Raw genomic sequence first — 18,808 nt, forward strand, 5'->3', positions numbered from 1 at the left:
TGATGCCACCAATCACAGGGGGTCCGTTCAGAACGCCGGGAAGCCGCCCAACTCCCCAGCCTGCGCAGCTAACCGGTGGCCGTCACGCCCCGGCCGGCAGCGCGTCGAGGAAGAACCGTCGGCCAGTGCGCGAGCATCGCCGTGGCCGCGTACCAGGCCACCGCCCCAGCCGCGACGGCGAACCATCCGCCGACCTTCGCCAGACCGTCGTTCTCGGCGAAGTTCGCGATGGCGAGCAGCACCAGGGCGACGACGAACAACCCGTATGTTCCCTTGGCGAGTTGATCGCCGACGGCGAGTGCCAGGGACAGCGCCACGAGGGCGAACAGCAGGAGGAACAGTCCGGCGGCGTTGGCGGAGACCTGGTCGTCCACGGAGACGGCCCAGGTGAACCACAGTGCGCCGAGTGCGGAGAAGGCCGTACCGGTGACGGTGTCCCGGTCACGGAACGCCATCAGACCGGCGACGAACAGAGCGACTCCGCCCACGTACTGGGCGATTGATACGGCGTCAGCAGCCGACACACCATCGATCACGTCGGTGTACCCGAGCCCGAATGCCAACAGGGTGATTCCCAGGGCGAGTCGGCCGACGATCGTGGTGGTGCTTCCCGCGGAGACGTCATTGTCCACGGCGGGCTCCCTTCGTGCTGTGCGGTGGTGCGGTGACCGATATATACCCTTCACAAGGGCACAAACACCTCTACGCGCGAGTAGATTTATGCGGCGCACAACAAAGGGGAGGGGGTACCCAGATCGCATCTCACCTGGGAGAACGACGAGTTACGGAATGACAACGACGGGCCGCTTCGCCCGCTTGGCGAGCCGCCCCGCGACGGAGCCGAAGATGCGTCCGACGATGCCGTGCGTGGAACCGACGACGATGGCGTCCGCCTCGTACTCGCGGCCCACCTCTTCGAGTTCGTGGCAGATGTCGCCGCCGCGCTCGACGAGGATCCAGGGCACCTCGGCGAGATAGTCGGCGCAGGCGAGCTCCAGACCGAGCACCTCGGTGCGATGGTCCGGCACGTCGACGAAGACCGGTGGCTCGCAGCCGGCCCACACCGTGGTGGGCAGCCGGTTGGCGACGTGGACGATGATCAGGCCCGACCCGGAGCGATGGGCCATGCCGATGGCGTACGCGAGGGCGCGCTCACTGGACGTGGAGCCGTCGAAGCCCACCACGACACCGTGCTTGAAGGCGGGGTCGCAGGAGTGACGTGGCTCTTCCGCCGCCAGGGGCTCGGCCGCCGTGGGGTCGGCGACGGGCCGCTTGCGGTCCGCGGGTTCGAAGAATTCGTGACCGGCCATGGCTGTCTCGGCGTATAGATCCTTGATCGGGTGGGACGACAGTGTGCGGCGGAGCTGTGTCCGGGAATCATCTTCCCAACCCCATACCCCCAAGGGTACGGCTGCACGCCTCCTTAGCCCATCTCCCGCCCGCTGTGCGCGGGGGTTCCAGGGAGCATGCACGAGGGGCCGCCCGTAACGCAATGGTTGCTGCGCTGTACAGGCGGTTTGCACAGCATTCACTTACCGGGGCTCCACAGCGCGGTCGAGAAACGGCCCGATCGGCCCGCTCACCCGTCCGTATGACCCCCCGGCACAGTGACCGACGGATCGAACACGCGTTGAACCCCATGAGCCACGCCACAGGGAGCACGCATGTCCGGACCCAGACGCCCCTCCGAGGCTCCCCCCGTGCCGAAAGCCTGGGGGGAACCCGCCCGCGCGACCCCGCCCGTCCAGGACTCCGCGACGGACGTGGTCCGCTGGGCGGTCTTCAGCTGTGTCCTGGTTCCCGTGGTGCTCCTCTGGTACGGCACCTCGCTCGCCGGCGCCGCCGGCACCGCGCTCGGACTGGCCGCCGTCACCGCCGTCTGCCGTATCCTCCTGCGCCAGTCGGAGCGCGGTGCGGCACGGCTACTGGCCGAAGAACGGGCCCCCCATCGCGGCCACCGCCACCGGGCCGGAACGGGGACACACAGGGGTGGGCGGCACGGTGGGGGAAATACACCGGTCGGCTGACCGGTTTCCGCGCACGCGCCCGACTCTTTTCAGCCAACTTCCGACCACCGGGCATCCTTGTGTCCAACCACCCCCCAACCCCCGTTTGACCTGCACGGAAAGGGTCCCCAGGACCCTGCGCACCCTACGTGGATTGGCCACTGCGACAAGGCGCACTTCCCTGCACGCCCCACGAGTGCAACGCTTCGTGATCGAATGCTTCACGCCAAGTTGCCAAGTCGACAATCTGCCGGATGACGAACTGGTCACTCCGGCATCACGCGACACAGTAGATTCGATCTTGACTGTCTTACGGCGGGGGACTCGTGCAGGACCGAGGGGAAACGTGCAGGAGCGACACAACCGAGGAGCCGCGACCACCGAGGGGGGCTTAGCAGTATGAGCCACGACTCCACTGCCGCGCCGGAAGCCGCGGCCCGGAAACTCTCCGGGCGACGCCGCAAGGAGATCGTCGCGGTGCTGCTGTTCAGCGGCGGCCCCATCTTCGAGAGTTCCATACCGTTGTCGGTGTTCGGGATCGACCGCCAGGACGCCGGCGTGCCGCGCTACCGCTTGTTGGTGTGCGGCGGCGAGGAAGGCCCACTGCGGACCACAGGGGGCCTGGAACTCACCGCACCACATGGGCTGGAGGCGATCTCCCGGGCGGGCACGGTTGTCGTGCCGGCCTGGCGTTCGATCACCTCGCCACCGCCGGAGGAGGCGCTCGACGCACTGCGTCGCGCGCATGAAGAGGGCGCCCGCATAGTCGGGCTGTGCACCGGCGCCTTCGTGCTGGCGGCGGCGGGACTGCTGGACGGTCGTCCCGCGACGACCCACTGGATGTACGCGCCGACGCTGGCCAAGCGCTATCCGTCGGTGCACGTCGATCCGAGAGAGCTGTTCGTCGACGACGGGGACGTACTGACCTCGGCGGGGACGGCGGCCGGAATCGATCTCTGTCTGCACATCGTGCGGACGGACCACGGCAACGAGGCGGCGGGCGCACTGGCCCGGCGTCTGGTGGTCCCACCGCGCCGGAGCGGCGGTCAGGAGCGCTACCTCGATCGATCTTTACCAGAGGAGATCGGCGCCGACCCGCTCGCCGAGGTCGTCGCCTGGGCGCTGGAACACCTCCACGAGCAGTTCGACGTGGAGACGCTGGCCGCGCGCGCGTACATGAGCCGTCGTACGTTCGACCGCCGGTTCCGCTCGCTCACCGGGAGCGCGCCGCTCCAGTGGCTGATCACCCAGCGGGTGCTTCAGGCGCAGCGGCTTCTGGAGACCTCGGACTACTCGGTGGACGAAGTCGCCGGGCGGTGCGGGTTCCGGTCGCCGGTGGCGCTGCGTGGGCACTTCCGGCGTCAGCTGGGGTCGTCGCCCGCGGCCTATCGGGCCGCGTACCGGGCACGGCGGCCGCAGGGCGAACGGGCCGCGGTCGCGGCGGACGCTGACGGGTCCTTGCCGTCCGCCGGATCGGGGGCGGGTGCCGGTGCGCCGGTTCCGCTGCATCCGGAGGGCGGGCCGGTGCCGATGCAGACGCGGCGTTCGCCGAGTCCTGTCGGGTCGTCCGCGGGGTTGTCGTCGTCCTCGTCCGAGAACGGGCGTGAGGCGTACGCGGGCGGCCGGGCGAGTCTGCCGGGGCAGCGCAGCGGGATGTGAGTGCGGGGCGGTGGGGGCGGCGTGGTCTTTCGCCCCCGCCGCCCTTACCCGTCCCATCCTCAGGGGGCTCCGCCCCCTGGACCCCCGTATCGGCCCTCAAGGGGCCTCGTCCTCGAACTCCCCCAGAGGGGGCACCCCCAGACGGGCTGAAATGGCCTGGGGCGGGCACCGGGGACCGCAGATGGGGGCGCCAGCCTTAGGGTGGTCGCATGAACGATCGCATGGTGTGGATCGACTGCGAGATGACCGGCCTCTCGCTGTCCGATGACGCTCTCATCGAGGTGGCCGCCCTCGTCACCGACTCCGAGTTGAACATTCTCGGTGACGGTGTGGACATCGTCGTCCGTCCGCCGGACCGGGCGCTGGAGACGATGCCGGAGGTGGTCCGTCAGATGCACACCGCGTCCGGGCTGCTGGACGAACTCGCCGGCGGCACGACGCTGACGGACGCCGAGGAGCAGGTGCTCTCCTACGTCCGCGAGCACGTGAAGGAGCCGGGCAAGGCCCCGTTGTGCGGCAACTCGGTGGGCACGGACCGCGGTTTCCTGCTGCGGGACATGCCCACGCTGGAGGACTACCTGCACTACCGGATCGTCGACGTGTCGAGCGTCAAGGAACTCGCCCGGCGCTGGTATCCGCGGGCGTACTTCAACAGCCCGGAGAAGAACGGCAACCACCGCGCTCTCGCCGACATCCGCGAGTCCATCGCGGAACTCCGTTACTACCGCGAGGCCATCTTCGTACCGCAGCCCGGACCGGACTCCGACACCGCGAAGACGATCGCCGCGAAATACGTTCTTCCCGCGCAGTAGCGCAGGTCAGAGGCCCGGGAAGGGGCGCCGCAAAAGCCGGGCGCGAGCACCCCTTCGGACCCTGTACACTTTTTCTCGGCAGGTCGGGGAAACCCGGGCCGCCGACATGGTGGGTGTAGCTCAGCTGGTAGAGCACCTGGTTGTGGTCCAGGAAGTCGCGGGTTCAAGTCCCGTCACTCACCCTGAAGTCATCAGCCGGTGACCTTGGAAACAAGGTCACCGGCTGATCGCGTTGCGGCGCCACAGGAACCCGGCCAGGGAGGGACCAAGCATGATCATCTTCGGTACCAAGGGATATCTGTACCAGCTCGCGATACTGACGCTGGTGTGCGGCCAGTGCGGCAATCCCGCCGCGCACACACTCCGCAAGCGCGTCACGAAGTTCACGCTGTTCTTCGTGCCGCTGTTCCCGTTCTCGACGAAGTACACGACGCAGTGCACGTTCTGCGGCGCGGAGCACAAGGTGCCCGCGGAGCAGGCGGAGCAGCTCCAGGCGCAGGCGGCGAGCGGTCAGGGCGGTCAGCCCCACGGCCAGCCGCAGCAGCAGCCGTACCAGTAGTGGGCGGGGTCGAGTAGTGGGCGGGGCCGAGCCGCTCGTGCGCGCCGAGTTCCTCTCCGGACCGCGCCTCGACCTCGTCCCGCTGCGGGTCGAGCACGCCGAGGAGATGGCCGTCGTCCTGTCCGACCCGGCGCTGCACACCTTCATCGGCGGTACGCCCCACTCCCCCGCCGCCCTGCGGGCCCGCTACGAGCGGCTGGTCGCCGGGGCGCCCGAACCGGACGTCGTCTGGTGCAACTGGGTGCTGCGACTGCGGGCTCGGGAGTGCCTCGTGGGCACCGTCCAGGCGACGGTCACGGGACAGGCCGCGGGGCGCGTCGCCGAGATCGCCTGGGTGGTCGGGACGCCCTGGCAGGGCCGCGGGTTCGCCAAGGAGGCGGTGCGGGTGCTGGTCGCCGGGCTCGGGCAGCGGTCCGTGCGGACGATCGTCGCCCATGTCCATCCCGACCATGCCGCCTCGGCCGCGGTCGCCGCGGCGGCCGGGCTCACGCCGACCGACGAGGAGCACGACGGGGAGCGCCGGTGGCGGCTCTCGGCCGACGACTGACTCCGCCGCCCGGACCTGTGCGGCGCATCGTCGGCTTATGAGCTGTTCGTGAGGTCGGGAAGCTCGTCATGCGGTCGCGGCGGGCGAGGAGTGCGTCGGCACGCTGTGCCGGGGCGCCGACGAACCGGACTCGGTCACCGGCGCCTGGCCGGTCACGCACCACACCGAGCGGCCGCACCGGCGACGGCGCCGGCACGGACACTGACGGCGCCCCCCCGTCGCCAGCCCCCCACCCTCAGCCGTCGGTTCTCAGCACGAGGCGCGGGTCACCAGCTGCGTCGCCAGGACGACCTGACGCCGCTCCAGGTCCCGGGTGACCGCCGGGCGCCGGTCGGCGATCTCCGTGAGCAGCAGGTCGATCATCCGGCGGCCCATCTCCTCGATGGGCTGGCGCACGCTGGTCAGGGGCGGGTCCATGTGGCGGGCGATGGCCGAGTCGTCGTAGCCGACGAGCGCCACGTCGTCGGGGATGCTGCGGCCCTCCTCGCGCAGCACCTGGAGGGCGCCGGCCGCCATCACGTCCGAGCCCGCGAAGACCGCGTCCAGGTCGGGACGGCGGGCCAGCAGTTTGGTCATCGCGCGCCGGCCGCCGTCCTCGGTGAAGTCGCCGACCTCGATCAGCCGCTCGTCCGGCTCGTGGCCCGCGGCGAGCAGGGCGTCGCGGTAGCCGTCGACGCGGCGCTGGGCGCCGTAGACGTCGAGGCGGCCGCTGATGTGGGCGACCGCGCGACAGCCGCGGGAGAGCAGGTGCTCGACCGCCGTGCGGGCACCGCCGTAGTTGTCCGAGTCGACCGACGGGAGCGTCTCCATGGCCGATCTCGGGCCGCTGATCACCGCGGGTATCTCCAGCTGGGACAGCAGGTCGGGCAGCGGGTCGTCGGCGTGCACGGAGACCAGCAGGACGCCGTCGACCCGGTGGGCGGCCAGGTACTGGGCGAGCCGGCGGCGCTCCCGGTCACTGCCGGCGAAGATCAGCAGCAGCTGCATCTCGGTGTCGGCGAGCTCGGCGCCGACCCCCTTGAGCATGTCCGAGAAGTACGGCTCCGCGAAGAACCGGGTCTCCGGCTCGGGCACGACCAGGGCGATCGCGTCCGTGCGGTTGGCGGCCAGGGCGCGGGCCGCGGTGTTGGGGACGTATCCGAGTTCGGCCACGGCCGCCTCGACGGCCGCCCGGGTGGCGTCGCTGACCCGGGGCGATCCGTTGATCACCCGGGAGACCGTGCCGCGGCCCACGCCGGCCCGTGCCGCCACCTCCTCGAGGGTGGGCCGGCCACCGCTCCGGCCCCGTGCTCCGTGGCCCATGGCTCCGCCTTCCCGCCGTAGTCTTGACGCTGGCCTGGAATTTAACAGTCCCACCGGCCGGTGTGGCCGTCGCGGGGGCCTGCCGACCCCGGACCGCGACCGTCGGCCAGAACGGTCAGGTCCGTGCTTTCCGGACTCGCCGCGTCCTCTTGGCCGTGGCTGAATCCTTCTCACACCGTTCCAGTTAACAGCCCGATAACTGAACGCATCTCTTCGCTCGCAGTCCCTTGACACCCTCGCTCGGACCGACGAACCTTCAACACATCACGAGTGGGAGCGCTCCCACGGTACCTGACACATACACATCCCGCACGTTCCCCGCCCGAGCCGCAGCTAGAACTAACGGGCCCAACAACGCAGTTGGCCGGGGGGTCGGCACGTCAGGGCAACAGGAGGACGCAATGCGAGCACGTACCCGATCCGCCCGCAGGGTGGTGGTCCTCGCGGCCGTCGCGTCGCTGGGCACCGGGCTGCTGGCCGGCTGTGCCGACGACGGCAAGGACGAGGACAGTTCGTCCCAGGGCGGTGGCGGCGGCAAGACCAAGATCTCCCTGGGGCTGTTCGGCAGCTTCGGCTTCGAGGAGGCCGGTCTCTACGCCGAGTACGAGAAGCTGAACCCGAAGATCGACGTTCAGCAGACCGTGATCGAGCGGAACGAGAACTACTACCCGCCGCTGGTCAACCACCTCACGACCGACAGTGGCCTCCAGGACATCCAGGGCGTCGAGGTCGGCAACATCAACGAGGTCGCGAACAACTACGCGGACAAGCTGGTGGACCTCTCCAAGTACGGCAAGGAGAGCGACTACCTGCCCTGGAAGTGGCAGCAGGCCACCACCGAGGGCGGTCAGACGATCGGTCTCGGCACCGATGTCGGCCCGATGGCCATCTGCTACCGCAAGGACCTGTTCCAGGCGGCCGGTCTGCCCACCGACCGCGAGGAGGTCGCCAAGCTGTGGGCGGGCGACTGGGCGAAGCTGGTCGAGACCGGCAAGCGGTTCAAGTCGAAGGCCCCCGAGGGCACCACCTTCATGGACTCGCCCGGCGGTCTGCTCAACGCGATCATCGCCAGTGAGAAGGAGCGGTACTACAACGCCTCCGGCGACGTCATCTACAAGTCGAACCCGGCCGTGAAGGCCGCCTTCGACCTGACGGCGGAGGCCGGCGAGGAGGGACTGGTCGGCAACCAGACACAGTTCCAGCCGGCTTGGGACACCACCATCGCCAACGGCAAGTTCGCCGCGATGTCCTGCCCGCCGTGGATGCTCGGCTACATCGAGAGCAAGTCCAAGCCCGAGAACGCCGGCAAGTGGGACGTGGCCGCGCCGCCGAAGGCCGGCAACTGGGGTGGTTCCTTCCTCGCCGTGCCCAAGTCGGGCAAGAACGCCGAGGAGGCCGCGAAGCTCGCCGCCTGGCTGACCGCGCCCGAGCAGCAGGCCAAGCTGTTCGCCAAGCGAGGCAGCTTCCCGAGCGCGCAGACGGCGTACGACCTGCCGCTGGTGACGGGTGCGAAGAACAAGATGACGGGTGACGCCCCGATCGGCCAGATCTTCGCTCCGCTCGCCAAGGAGAGCCCGATCCAGGTGATCGGCCCGAAGGACCAGATCATCCAGCAGGGTCTGTCGGACAACGGTGTGGCGCTGGTGACCCAGGGCAAGTCGCCCAAGGAGGCCTGGGACAACGCCGTGAAGACCATCGACAACAACCTGGAGAAGTGACCGGTATGGCCACCCGGCACGACACCGCCGCCGCGCCCCCCGTCAAGGAGGGGGGCGCGGCCCCGGCCCGTCCGCCCGTCGAGGCGGTGCCTCCGCAGGAGGCGAAGAGGCGTGCCAGGCTCTCCCGGCGCTGGCAGCGGGACGTGCGCTGGAGCCCGTACGCCTTCGTCTCGCCGTTCTTCCTGCTGTTCGCCGCGTTCGGCCTGTTCCCGCTGATCTACACGGCGTGGGCCTCGCTGCACACCGTGGAACTGACCGCGCCCACCGACATGGAGTGGGCCGGCCTCAAGAACTACGCGCGGATCTTCGACGACGACTTCTACTGGAACGCGGCGAAGAACACCCTGACCATCGGGATCATCTCCACCGTCCCGCAGTTGATGATGGCGCTGGGCATCGCCCACATCCTCAACTACCGGCTGCGCGCCTCGACCTTCTACCGGGTCGCGATGCTCGCGCCGTACGCGACCTCGATCGCCTCGGCCTCCCTGCTCTTCGTGCTGCTCTTCGGCCGCGACTACGGGATGATCAACTGGGCGCTGAGCTCGGTCGGGATCGACCACATCGACTGGCAGAACGAGAAGTGGCCCTCGCAGTTCGCCGTCTCCTCGATCGTGATCTGGCGGTGGACCGGCTACAACGCGCTGATCTATCTGGCCGCGATGCAGGCGATCCCGCAGGATCTGTACGAGTCGGCGGCCCTGGACGGGGCCAGCCGCTGGAAGCAGTTCATCCATGTGACGCTGCCCTCGCTGCGCCCGACGATCCTGTTCACCGTGGTCGTCTCGACCATCGGCGCCTCGCAGCTCTTCGGTGAGCCTCTGCTGTTCAACGCCAACAAGGGCGCGTCCGGCGGTTCCCAGCACCAGTTCCAGACGCTCGGCCTGTACATGTACGAGCAGGGCTGGGTGAACCAGCACCTGGGCCGCGCCTCCGCGATCGCCTGGACGATGTTCCTGATCCTGATCGTGATCGGCATCGTCAACTACGTCATCTCGCGCCGGTTGCGCGCCAGTAGTTAGGAGAACCGGCCGTGACGACGACATTGACGAAACCCCCGGCGGACGCGGAGTCCAAGCCTCCGAAGCGTTCGCGCGGGCTGAAGGCGGCACGGGCGGGCGGGCACATGCACGCCGGTCCGGTGGCGTACATCATCCTCGGCGTGTTCACCGTCGTATCGCTGTTCCCGCTGGTGTGGACGGCGATCGCCGCTTCGCGCGACAACCAGCGCCTGGCGCAGACGCCGCCGCCGTTCTGGTTCGGCGGCGGGCTGTTCGACAAGCTCGAACTCGCCTGGACGGACGCCAATCTGGGTGAGGCGTTCTTCAACACCACGATCGTGGCGGGCGTTTCGTCACTGACCATCGTGTTCCTGTCGACGATCGCCGGATTCGCCTTCGCCAAGCTGAAGTTCCGGGGCCGGGGCGCCCTGATGCTGATCGTGATCGGCACCATGATGGTGCCGCCGCAGCTCCAGGTCGTCCCGCTGTACATGATGGTCGCCGAGCTGGACTGGACCGACCAGCTCCAGGCGGTGATCCTGCCGTCGCTGGTGAGCGCGTTCGGTGTGTTCTTCATGCGGCAGTACCTGCTCCAGGCCCTGCCCGACGAGATCATCGAGGCGGCCCGGGTGGACGGCGCGAGCAGTTGGCGCGTGGTGTGGCACGTGGTGTTCCCGACCGCGCGTCCGGCGATGGCCGTCCTCGGCATGCTGATGTTCGTGCAGACCTGGAACGACTTCCTGTGGCCCTTCCTGGTGCTCACCCAGACCGGCAGCCCGACCGTGCAGGTGGCGGTCGCGGGTCTGGGCAGCGGTTACACGCCCGACCAGTCCCTGATCATGGCGGGCGCGCTGCTGGGCACGCTGCCGTTGCTGATCGTCTTCGCGATCTTCGGCAAGCAGATCGTGGGCGGCATCATGCAGGGCGCCGTCAAGGGCTGAGCCCGTTTCTCACGGGGGCCGAGCCACCGCCGCCTCGGCCCCTGTCTCCCCCCTCCCCATCCACCCGTCGGTCTTCACGACCACCTATGGGAGCGCTTCCATGCCTGAGTCCGAATCGCCGGTGACGCCGGTGACGTTTCCCCCCGCCTTCCTCTGGGGCGCCGCGACCTCCGCCTACCAGATCGAGGGGGCGGTGCGGGAGGACGGCCGTACGCCCTCCATCTGGGACACCTTCAGCCATACGCCGGGCCGGACGGCGGGCGGTGAGCACGGTGACATCGCTGTCGACCACTACCACCGGTACCGCGACGACGTGCGGATGATGGCGGACCTGGGCCTGAACGCGTACCGCTTCTCGATCTCCTGGTCGCGGGTGCAGCCGACCGGGCGGGGCCCGGCGGTCCAGCGCGGCCTGGACTTCTACCGCCGTCTCGTCGACGAGCTGCTGTCCGTGGGGATCAAGCCCGCGGCCACCCTGTACCACTGGGACCTGCCGCAGGAACTGGAGGACGCGGGCGGCTGGCCGGAGCGCGACACGGCGTACCGGTTCGCCGAGTACGCGCAGATCGTCGGGGAGGCGCTCGGCGACCGGGTGGAGCAGTGGATCACGCTCAACGAGCCGTGGTGCAGCGCCTTCCTGGGCTACGCCTCGGGTGTCCACGCGCCCGGCCGTACGGACCCGGCGGCCTCCCTGAAGGCCGCGCACCACCTGAACCTGGCGCACGGTCTGGGCACCACCGCCCTGCGTTCGGTGATGCCGGCCCGCAACTCGGTGGCGGTGAGCCTGAACTCCTCGGTGGTCAGGCCGCTCTCGCCGGACCCGGCGGACCTGGCGGCGGTGCGGAAGATCGACGACCTGGCCAACGGGGTCTTCCACGGTCCGATCCTGCACGGGGCGTACCCGCAGACGCTGTTCGCCGCGACGGAGCTGCTCACGGACTGGTCCTACGTCCTGGACGGCGACCTGGAGGCCATCAACCAGCCGCTGGACGCGCTCGGCCTCAACTACTACACGCCGACGCTCGTCTCGGCGGCGGACCCGCACGCGGACGGCCCGCGCGCCGACGGCCACGGCTCCAGCGAGGCCTCCCCCTGGCCGGGCGCGGACGACGTCGCCTTCCACCAGACGCCGGGCGAGCGCACGGAGATGGGCTGGACGATCGACCCGACGGGCCTTCACGACCTGATCATGCGCTACGCCAGGGAGGCCCCGGGCCTGCCCCTCTACGTCACCGAGAACGGCGCGGCCTACGACGACAAGCCCGACCCCGACGGCCGCGTCCACGACCCGGAGCGGATCGCCTACCTGCACGGCCACCTCAGGGCGGTGCGCCGCGCCATCGCGGAGGGCGCGGACGTCCGCGGCTACTTCCTGTGGTCCCTGATGGACAACTTCGAGTGGGCCTACGGCTACGGCAAGCGGTTCGGCGCGGTCTACGTCGACTACACCACCCTCGACCGCACCCCCAAGTCCAGCGCCCACTGGTACGCCCAGGCGGCCCGCACGGGAACGCTCCCGCCGGTCCACACGGAGCTGCCGCCGCTGGCCACGACCGACTGACCACCTCCGAGGGGGATCCGGGGGACGGGGCGCGGCACGCCGAGGGGACGTGCCGCGCCCCGGCTACTTCGGTGTCCTGGGCGGGGCCATGGCCGCACCGCGCCGACGGCGCCGCATGGTCGCCCGGTGTCCTCGTCGGGCGGGCGCGTGCTCACGCCCGTCCAGCTGGATCCAGATCCGCACCTCCGTGCCGCCGAGGACGGAGGAGCCGAGGCGGACGTCGCCGCCCGTGGACTCGGCGAGGCGGCGGACGATGTCGAGGCCGAGGCCGGTCGAGCCGGTGGTGCCGGAGCCGCGGCCGCGGGCCATCGCCGCCGCCGGGTCGGGGATGCCGGGGCCTGCGTCGGACACCAGGACGATGACCGCGTCCTCGCCGTTGTGCAGGTCGACGGCGAAGGCGGTGCCCTCGGCGGTGTGCCGGAAGACATTGCCGAGGAGGGCGTCGAGGGCGGCGGCCAGGTCGGCGCGGGCGACGGGTATGCGCACCGGGCGGTCGGCGCCGGCCATCCGCCACTTGCGGCCCTCGTCCTCGGCCAGCGCCGACCAGAACGCCATCCGCTCGCGGACCACCTCGGCCGCGTCGCACCCGGCGCCCGGTCCGGCCGCGGCGGTCCGCGGTCTGGCGTCCCGGGCGGTACGGATGATCGCGTCGACCTCGCGCTCCAGCTGGGCGACCGCCTCCCGGGTCTGCTCGGCGGCGGGACCGTCCCCGAGCGAGGCCGCGTTCAGCCGCAGCACGGTCAGCGGGGTGCGCAGCCGGTGAGACAGGTCGGCCGCCAACTCCCGTTCGTTCGCCAGGAGTTGTACGACCTGGTCGGCCATGGAGTTGAACGCGACCGCCGCCAGCCGCAGTTCCGTCGGCCCGTCCTCGGGCACCCGCGCGCCCAGCCGCCCCTCTCCCAGTTCGTGCGCGCCCTCGACCAGCCGCCGGGCCGGCCGGACCATCCGTACGCCCAGCCGGTCGGCGACCGCGACCGAGCCGACGACCAGCGCGGCCCCGACCGCGGCGAGCACCGCCCAGGCGGTGGCGACGCCGTTGGTGACCTCGGACTCGGGCACGAAGACCTCGACGACGGCGATCTCGCCGGAGCTCAGCGCGACCGGCTGGAGCAGGGTGGAGCCGCCGGACACCTCGGTGGTGGAGGCCCGGCCGAGCCGGCGCACGGTCGCGATGTCCGCGTCGGCGGCGCGCTGCCGTCCCAGGTCCACGGCCTTCGTGTCGTCGCCGGCCGGTAGGTGCACGGCCATCCCGGCGTCCGAGCCCGCCGAGGCGACGACCCGTTCGAGCTGGTCGCGGTCGGTGGTGATGGACAGCGCCGGGGCGACCGCGGCGGCCTCCCGCTCGGCGCCCGAGAAGGCACGGTCCCTGGCCATCTCCTTGATGACGAGCCCGAGCGGGATCGCGAAGGCCACCACGACCATGGTGGTGACCGCCAGGCAGACCTTGACCAGGGCCCACCTCATGGGGCCGGCTCCGCTCCCGACGGATCCGGCACGGGCGGCTCCAGCTTCACGCCGACACCGCGCAGCGTGTGCAGATAGCGGGGCCGTGCGGCCGTCTCGCCGAGCTTGCGGCGCAGCCAGGACAGGTGGACGTCGATGGTCTGGTCGTCGCCGTAGGACTGCTGCCACACCTCGGCGAGCAGCTCTCTGCGCGGGACGACGACACCGGGGCGGCCGGCCAGGAAGGCGAGCAGGTCGAACTCGCGGCGGGTGAGGTCCAGTCGTACGCCGTCCAGTGCGGCCTGTCGGCGCAGGGGGTCCACGGTCAGGCCGCCGACGCGGAGCACGGAGTCCGAGGCGGCCTCGCCGACGGCGGTGCGGGACCGGCGCAGGACGGCCGCCATGCGTGCCGACAGGTGCTCGACGGAGAAGGGCTTGGTCAGGTAGTCGTCCGCTCCCGCGTTCAGCAGGCGGACGATCTCCGTCTCGTCGTCGCGGGCGGTGGCGATGATGACGGGCACGTCGGTGATGCCGCGCAGCATCTTCAGCGCCTCGGCCCCGTCCAGATCGGGCAGACCGAGGTCCAGGATCACCACGTCGAAACGGAGGTGGGCGACCTCGCGCAGCGCCTCCAGTGCCGTCCCGACGCTGCGCACGGTGTGCGAGGCGTCGGTCAGGTGCCGGATGAGCGCCGAGCGTACGAACTGGTCGTCCTCGACCACGAGCACACTTGCCATGCGCCGCACCGTACGCCATGCGGGAGAGCCGCATCCGGGGCCTGTGGACAACTTCGTCCCTGTGGACAGAGGCACGACACCCGTGGGACGCGTGAGGCAGTATGGCCCGCGATGCGCAGAGGACTCGTACACCTACTGGCCTGGCTGCTCGCCACGGGCGCGGCGGTCACGCTGTCGTGGTGGGGCGTCCACACGGTGATGACGGGCACGGCGTACGACCCGCCACGCGCCCTGCCCATCACGGCGGCCGACGCGACCACGCAGGAGTCGAAGCCACTGCCGTCGCCGACGCCCCGGCCGACCCCGTCGGCCACCCCCTCCGCGAGCCCCAGCCGGAAGCCCACAGCCACAGCCACCCCCTCCCCCACGGCGTCGGGCCAGGTCAAGAGCTACGACACCGACGGCGGACGCGCGGTCTTCGACCTCGGCAGGACCTCCGCGACGCTCGTGTCGGCGACGCCCGGCACCGGCTGGTCGATGCAGGTGTGGAAGACCGAGTCGTGGATCCGGGTGGAGTTCAGTTCGGGCGCGGACCGGGTGTCGGTGTTCTGCACCTGGCACGACGGGCCGCCGCGCGTGGAGATCGGCACCTACTGAGTCACCGGAAGACGGACGGGGGCGGGGCCGGTGAGGCGACCGCCGCCGCGTCCGTCACGGGTACGGCTCCGCCCGTGAAGTCGGTGAGCTGCCTGCCGTGTTCGACGCGGCCCGGGTGCGGGTCGGAGGCTGCGCGGCGGGTGAGTTCGGCGACGGGGAGCGGCCGGTCGGAGGCGACGAGCACCGCGTTGCCGAAGCGCTTGCCCCGCAGGACGGTCGGGTCGGCGATGAGCGCAAGCTCCTGGAAGCGGGCCGCCGCGGTGGCGATCTGGCCGCGCAGATGGGCCAGCGGCGGGCCGTCGGCGAGGTTGGCGGCGTAGCAGCCGCCCGGCTTCAGCGCCCGGCGGACCTCGTCGAGGAACTCGGTGGAGGTGAGGTGGGCGGGGGTGCGGGCCCCGCTGAACACGTCGGCTATGACGAGGTCGGCCCAGCCGTCGGGCACCTTGGTGAGGCCCTCACGGGCGTCGACGGAACGGACCCGGATCCGGGCACCCGGGTCCAACGGCAGCTGCCTGCGGACCAGTTGGACGAGTGCCGCGTCGCGCTCGACGACCTGCTGGGTGGAGCGCGGACGGGTCGCGGCGAGGTACCGGGCGAGGGTCAGCGCACCGCCCCCGAGGTGCACGGCCTGCACGGGTCTGCCGGGCGGGGCCACCAGGTCGATGACATGGCCGAGCCGCCGCTGGTACTCGAACGAGAGATACGCCGGGTCGTCGAGGTCCACGTGCGACTGCGGGGCCCCGTCGACCAGGAGCGTCCAGGCCCTGGCCCGGTCCCGGTCGGGCATCAGCTCGGCGAGCCCGCCGTCGACCGGTTCGACGACGGCCTCGGCAGCCGCCTGCCGCCGCCCGCTCCTGGACTTTCCCATGGCGCCATTATCCGGCGCCGCGAGGAGGTCGGCCCAGCGAGGGGGGTCAGCGGCAGTTGTCGGCCGCCTCGATCAACCGGGCCGCCTCGCCCAACGCCGCCCGCAGCACCGCCGGGTCGGTCGCCAGGTCGGCATCGCCCGGGGGCAGCAGCCAGTCGGCCCCCTGGACGGGCGGTCCGGGCTCGGGGCTCAGTCCGATCCCGCGCCCCTCGGTCTCCGTACAGGTGCTGCCCGGCACGTCCCACGCGGCGGCGGTCCCGGGTGGCACCAGGAACCCCAAGGTCATGCCCCCGTCGTCGTGCAGCACGGGTCCCACCGCCTCGCCCACCCCCCGCCGCAGGATGTCGACGGCCTCCAGGCCGTGACGCGTCGGCACCGTGACCACGTCACAGGACACCTGCGCACAAGGATCGACGCTCTGGTTGATCTCCATCGCGGCCTCCACAAGGAACCCTCGTCCGACTGCGATGGGTTCAACGCCCGTCCGCGTCAACGGCTACGGCGCAAGTCCGCCGCAAAGGATGGCAGTTCATGGCGGATCACGGATGAGATATCCGGTTTGTAGCCAAACCCCGTGTGGCGGGTCGGACACAGCGGGTACGTTCTTGCCCGCCGGAAACAGGGTGTCACAGGGACAACTCATGCCGAATCCACCCCGGTTCCGGCATGGTTCGACGGTTCGCATGAGAGGACCCGGCCATGACGTCGTCAACGGTGACCTCGTCCCAGCCCGCCAGACCACCACAGCCGAACCTCGTGTTCCGGCAGTTGCGCGGACAGCGCTCGCCGGCCGAGTTCGCGGCGGCGGTACGGCGTGCCGCTCGCGAGATCGGTGAGCGGGTCAGCTGCGACGCGCGCTATGTCGGGCGCGTCGAGGCGGGTGAGATCCGCTGCCCCAACTACGCGTACGAACGGGTGTTCCTGCACATGTTCCCCGGCCGCACGCTCACCGACCTCGGGTTCGCGTCCCGCTCGTCCGTCCGCGGGCGCCGGACGCGCGCGTCCGAGGACGCGCCCCCGGCTCGCGCCATGAGCCCGGCGTGCGCGGCCGGTGAGACACCTGGGGCGCACGAGCCGTATGACACGCAGGACAGACAGGACCCGTACGGCACACAGGGCCCGTACGAGACGTACGACAACTACGAGGAGAGCGACGTGCTGCGTCGCGCATTCATGACCGGCGGGGGCGCCACGGTGGCCGCCGCTTCCATGGGCCCGTTGGGGCTCGCCCCCGAGGCCGTCGCCGTGGGGAGTTCCGTCCGGCGGGTCGGCTCGGGCGAGGTGGGCGCGCTGGAGGAGGCCGTCCGCAGGATCCGGCTGCTCGACGACCGGCACGGCGCGGACGGCCTCTACCGGCGCGCGGCGTCTCCGCTGCGCGCCGCGTACGCGCTGCTGGACGCCAGAGTGACCCGGCGGGCGGCGACCGCCGACCGGCTGCACTCCGGCGCCGGTGAACTGGCCATCTCCGTGGGCTGGCTGGCCCATGACTCGGGGCGCTTCGACGACGCCCGCTCGCACTACGCGGAGGCGCTCGCCACCGCCCGGATGAGCGGCGACGAGGCCCTGGAGGCGCACGCCTTCTGCAATACGGCGTTCCTCGCGCGCGACGCCGGGCGCCCCCGCGAGGCGGTGCGCGCCGCGCAGGCCGCTCAGCGCGTCGCGCGGCCCCTGGGGTCCGCCCGGCTGATGTCACTGCTGGCACTGCGTGAGGCGGGTGGCTGGGCCGGGCTCGCCGACCGCACCGGCTGCGAACAGGCACTGGTCCGCGCTCAGGTCCTCTTCGACCGGGGCCGCTCGGACGCCGACCCCGAGTGGATGAGCTTCTACGGCGAGGCCGAGCTGGAGGGGCTGGAGGCGCAGTGCTGGTCCATGCTGGGCGACTGGGAACGCGCGGCCCGGCACGCGGGACGCGCGGCCCACCTCCAAGACCCGCACTTCACGCGGAACATCGCGCTGTACACGGCCGAGCTGGCCGACGATCTCGCCCGGGGCGGACGTCCCGACGAGGCCGCGGCGGCCGGGATGCGGGTACTGGACCTGCTGGGCGAGGTCCAGTCCTCGCGCATCCAGTCGATGCTCGCGGCCACGGCACGCGTGCTGCTCCCCCACCGACGCGCCTCGGGAGTCTCCACGTTCCTGGACCGCCACGCGGGCCTCCGCCGCACGGCGTGAACCCCGACGACGGCTCTATGGCGGCTCCACGGCGGCTCTACGGCTATGAGCCCCGGCCCCACCGAGACACGGGACCCGGACTGTGCACGCCTTCGCGCACCGCGGTCAGTCCGTGACGAGGTGGCCCAGGTCGTTCCAGCTCTCGATCGCCGGATCACCGTAGGCCCAGCCCAGTACGGACAGGGATGTCGGGTTCAGTCGGATCCGGGCCGCGAAGTCGATCGGCAGGCCCAGCCAGCGGGCGCCGATGGACCGCAGGATGTGTCCGTGGGCGAAGACCAGCACGTCCCGGTCGGCCGAGCGGGCCCAGGCGACGACCTCGTCCGCGCGCGCGGTGATCTCGGCGAGCGACTCGCCCTCCGGGACGCCGTCGCGCCAGATCAGCCAGCCGGGCCGGACGGCCTGGATCTCCTGCGGGGTCATGCCCTCGTAGGCGCCGTAGTCCCACTCCATGAGCGTGTCCCAGGTACTCGCGCGCTCTCCGAACCCGGCGAGTTCGCAGGTCTCCCGCGCGCGGGTGAGCGGGCTGGTGCGTATCTCCACCCCGGCAAGACCGTCGAACGGCGCGCGGTGCAGCCGTTCACCGAGTAGTTTGGCGCCTCTGCGGCCCTCCTCCAGGAGGGGTACGTCGGTCCTGCCGGTGTGCTTGCCGGACAGCGACCACGCGGTCTGTCCGTGCCGTGCCAGCAGGATGCGCGGTGCCATGAAGGGACCCTTCCGGGAGAGGGCAGAAGCGGAACCCTTCCATCATCGCGCACGCCGAGACACCGCCCGCCTGGGGCAACCCGGTGGGCGATCTCTGCGTCTTCAAGGGCCGGGGGCGCTCCACGGGGAAGCGCCGCACACGCCGTAAAGTGGCACGACCGGACGGACACCACCGGACGC

19 protein-coding genes and 1 tRNA gene are annotated in these 18,808 nt (G+C 71.0%); 12 read left to right on the forward strand and 8 right to left on the reverse strand.

Translation table 11 applies throughout. The features are described from left to right. Positions 1-68: 68 nt before the first annotated feature. Positions 69-632 (reverse strand): GPR1/FUN34/YaaH family transporter, encoded by a 564-nt coding sequence (locus tag SLINC_RS16855; RefSeq protein ID WP_067433213.1) that lies wholly within the window; start codon positions 630-632, stop codon positions 69-71. A gap of 150 nt (positions 633-782) precedes the next feature. Beyond that, the gene (locus tag SLINC_RS16860) at positions 783-1,310 is read right to left on the reverse strand and encodes a universal stress protein (protein WP_020277234.1); all 528 of its coding nucleotides are present in this window, start codon (positions 1,308-1,310) and stop codon (positions 783-785) included. A 354-nt stretch (positions 1,311-1,664) separates the two neighbouring features. On the opposite strand from SLINC_RS16860, the gene SLINC_RS16865 reads away from it, so the two are divergent. The 6 genes from SLINC_RS16865 to SLINC_RS16890 all read left to right on the forward strand — a co-directional run bounded on the left by SLINC_RS16865 (position 1,665) and on the right by SLINC_RS16890 (position 5,583). Then, entirely contained in the window at positions 1,665-2,027 is a 363-nt protein-coding gene (locus SLINC_RS16865; RefSeq protein ID WP_225988403.1) for a hypothetical protein, read from the forward strand. A gap of 378 nt (positions 2,028-2,405) precedes the next feature. Continuing rightward, a complete protein-coding gene (locus SLINC_RS16870) occupies positions 2,406-3,665 on the forward strand; it encodes a helix-turn-helix domain-containing protein (protein ID WP_067433216.1) in 1,260 nt (419 codons plus the stop codon). A 209-nt stretch (positions 3,666-3,874) separates the two neighbouring features. Beyond that, on the forward strand, positions 3,875-4,477 hold the full coding sequence (orn, locus tag SLINC_RS16875; protein ID WP_067433219.1) for an oligoribonuclease: 603 nt from the start codon (positions 3,875-3,877) through the stop codon (positions 4,475-4,477). A gap of 109 nt (positions 4,478-4,586) precedes the next feature. Then, positions 4,587-4,659 (forward strand) — tRNA-His (locus SLINC_RS16880). An 89-nt stretch (positions 4,660-4,748) separates the two neighbouring features. Continuing rightward, complete coding sequence (locus SLINC_RS16885; protein ID WP_067433222.1) at positions 4,749-5,036, forward strand: zinc-ribbon domain-containing protein; 288 nt, start codon at positions 4,749-4,751, stop codon at positions 5,034-5,036. 16 nt (positions 5,037-5,052) lie between these two features. Beyond that, complete coding sequence (locus SLINC_RS16890; protein ID WP_079164567.1) at positions 5,053-5,583, forward strand: GNAT family N-acetyltransferase; 531 nt, start codon at positions 5,053-5,055, stop codon at positions 5,581-5,583. Between the two features lie 249 nt (positions 5,584-5,832). Here the strand turns inward: SLINC_RS16890 and SLINC_RS16895 are convergent, their stop codons facing one another. Continuing rightward, positions 5,833-6,885, reverse strand: coding sequence for a LacI family DNA-binding transcriptional regulator (locus tag SLINC_RS16895; RefSeq protein ID WP_067433224.1), 1,053 nt, complete (start codon positions 6,883-6,885; stop codon positions 5,833-5,835). A 401-nt stretch (positions 6,886-7,286) separates the two neighbouring features. Here SLINC_RS16895 and SLINC_RS16900 point away from each other — a divergent pair, with 401 nt between their 5' ends. From SLINC_RS16900 to SLINC_RS16915, 4 genes are all read left to right on the forward strand, one after another. Further along, entirely contained in the window at positions 7,287-8,603 is a 1,317-nt protein-coding gene (locus SLINC_RS16900; protein WP_067433226.1) for an ABC transporter substrate-binding protein, read from the forward strand. A 5-nt stretch (positions 8,604-8,608) separates the two neighbouring features. Then, positions 8,609-9,625 carry a carbohydrate ABC transporter permease gene (locus SLINC_RS16905; protein ID WP_067433229.1) on the forward strand — a complete coding sequence of 339 codons (1,017 nt, stop codon included), beginning with the start codon at positions 8,609-8,611 and terminating at the stop codon, positions 9,623-9,625. An 11-nt stretch (positions 9,626-9,636) separates the two neighbouring features. After that, positions 9,637-10,545, forward strand: a complete 909-nt coding sequence (locus SLINC_RS16910; RefSeq protein ID WP_067433232.1) for a carbohydrate ABC transporter permease — start codon at positions 9,637-9,639, stop codon at positions 10,543-10,545. Between the two features lie 100 nt (positions 10,546-10,645). Next, a complete protein-coding gene (locus tag SLINC_RS16915) occupies positions 10,646-12,106 on the forward strand; it encodes a GH1 family beta-glucosidase (RefSeq protein ID WP_067433235.1) in 1,461 nt (486 codons plus the stop codon). A gap of 63 nt (positions 12,107-12,169) precedes the next feature. On the opposite strand, the gene SLINC_RS16920 is transcribed toward SLINC_RS16915, so the two are convergent. Both SLINC_RS16920 and SLINC_RS16925 read right to left on the reverse strand, forming a co-directional pair. Next, on the reverse strand, positions 12,170-13,570 hold the full coding sequence (locus SLINC_RS16920) for a sensor histidine kinase (protein WP_067433238.1): 1,401 nt from the start codon (positions 13,568-13,570) through the stop codon (positions 12,170-12,172). Then, positions 13,567-14,286 carry a response regulator transcription factor gene (locus SLINC_RS16925; RefSeq protein ID WP_067433239.1) on the reverse strand — a complete coding sequence of 240 codons (720 nt, stop codon included), beginning with the start codon at positions 14,284-14,286 and terminating at the stop codon, positions 13,567-13,569. Before SLINC_RS16925 ends, SLINC_RS16920 begins: the two co-directional genes overlap by 4 nt. 111 nt (positions 14,287-14,397) lie before the next feature. On the opposite strand from SLINC_RS16925, the gene SLINC_RS16930 reads away from it, so the two are divergent. Then, a complete protein-coding gene (locus SLINC_RS16930; RefSeq protein WP_067433240.1) occupies positions 14,398-14,883 on the forward strand; it encodes a hypothetical protein in 486 nt (161 codons plus the stop codon). Position 14,884: 1 nt separating this feature from the next. Here the strand turns inward: SLINC_RS16930 and SLINC_RS16935 are convergent, their stop codons facing one another. Both SLINC_RS16935 and SLINC_RS16940 read right to left on the reverse strand, forming a co-directional pair. Beyond that, the gene (locus SLINC_RS16935; RefSeq protein ID WP_067433243.1) at positions 14,885-15,751 is read right to left on the reverse strand and encodes a spermidine synthase; all 867 of its coding nucleotides are present in this window, start codon (positions 15,749-15,751) and stop codon (positions 14,885-14,887) included. Between the two features lie 46 nt (positions 15,752-15,797). Continuing rightward, positions 15,798-16,184, reverse strand: a complete 387-nt coding sequence (locus SLINC_RS16940; protein ID WP_067445433.1) for a hypothetical protein — start codon at positions 16,182-16,184, stop codon at positions 15,798-15,800. 266 nt (positions 16,185-16,450) lie between these two features. On the opposite strand from SLINC_RS16940, the gene SLINC_RS16945 reads away from it, so the two are divergent. Then, positions 16,451-17,923, forward strand: coding sequence for a hypothetical protein (locus tag SLINC_RS16945; RefSeq protein WP_067433246.1), 1,473 nt, complete (start codon positions 16,451-16,453; stop codon positions 17,921-17,923). Between the two features lie 105 nt (positions 17,924-18,028). On the opposite strand, the gene SLINC_RS16950 is transcribed toward SLINC_RS16945, so the two are convergent. Continuing rightward, positions 18,029-18,628 (reverse strand): histidine phosphatase family protein, encoded by a 600-nt coding sequence (locus SLINC_RS16950; RefSeq protein WP_067433249.1) that lies wholly within the window; start codon positions 18,626-18,628, stop codon positions 18,029-18,031. Positions 18,629-18,808: the final 180 nt, after the last annotated feature.

The organism is Streptomyces lincolnensis (genome assembly GCF_001685355.1).
Lineage (GTDB): Bacteria > Actinomycetota > Actinomycetes > Streptomycetales > Streptomycetaceae > Streptomyces > Streptomyces lincolnensis.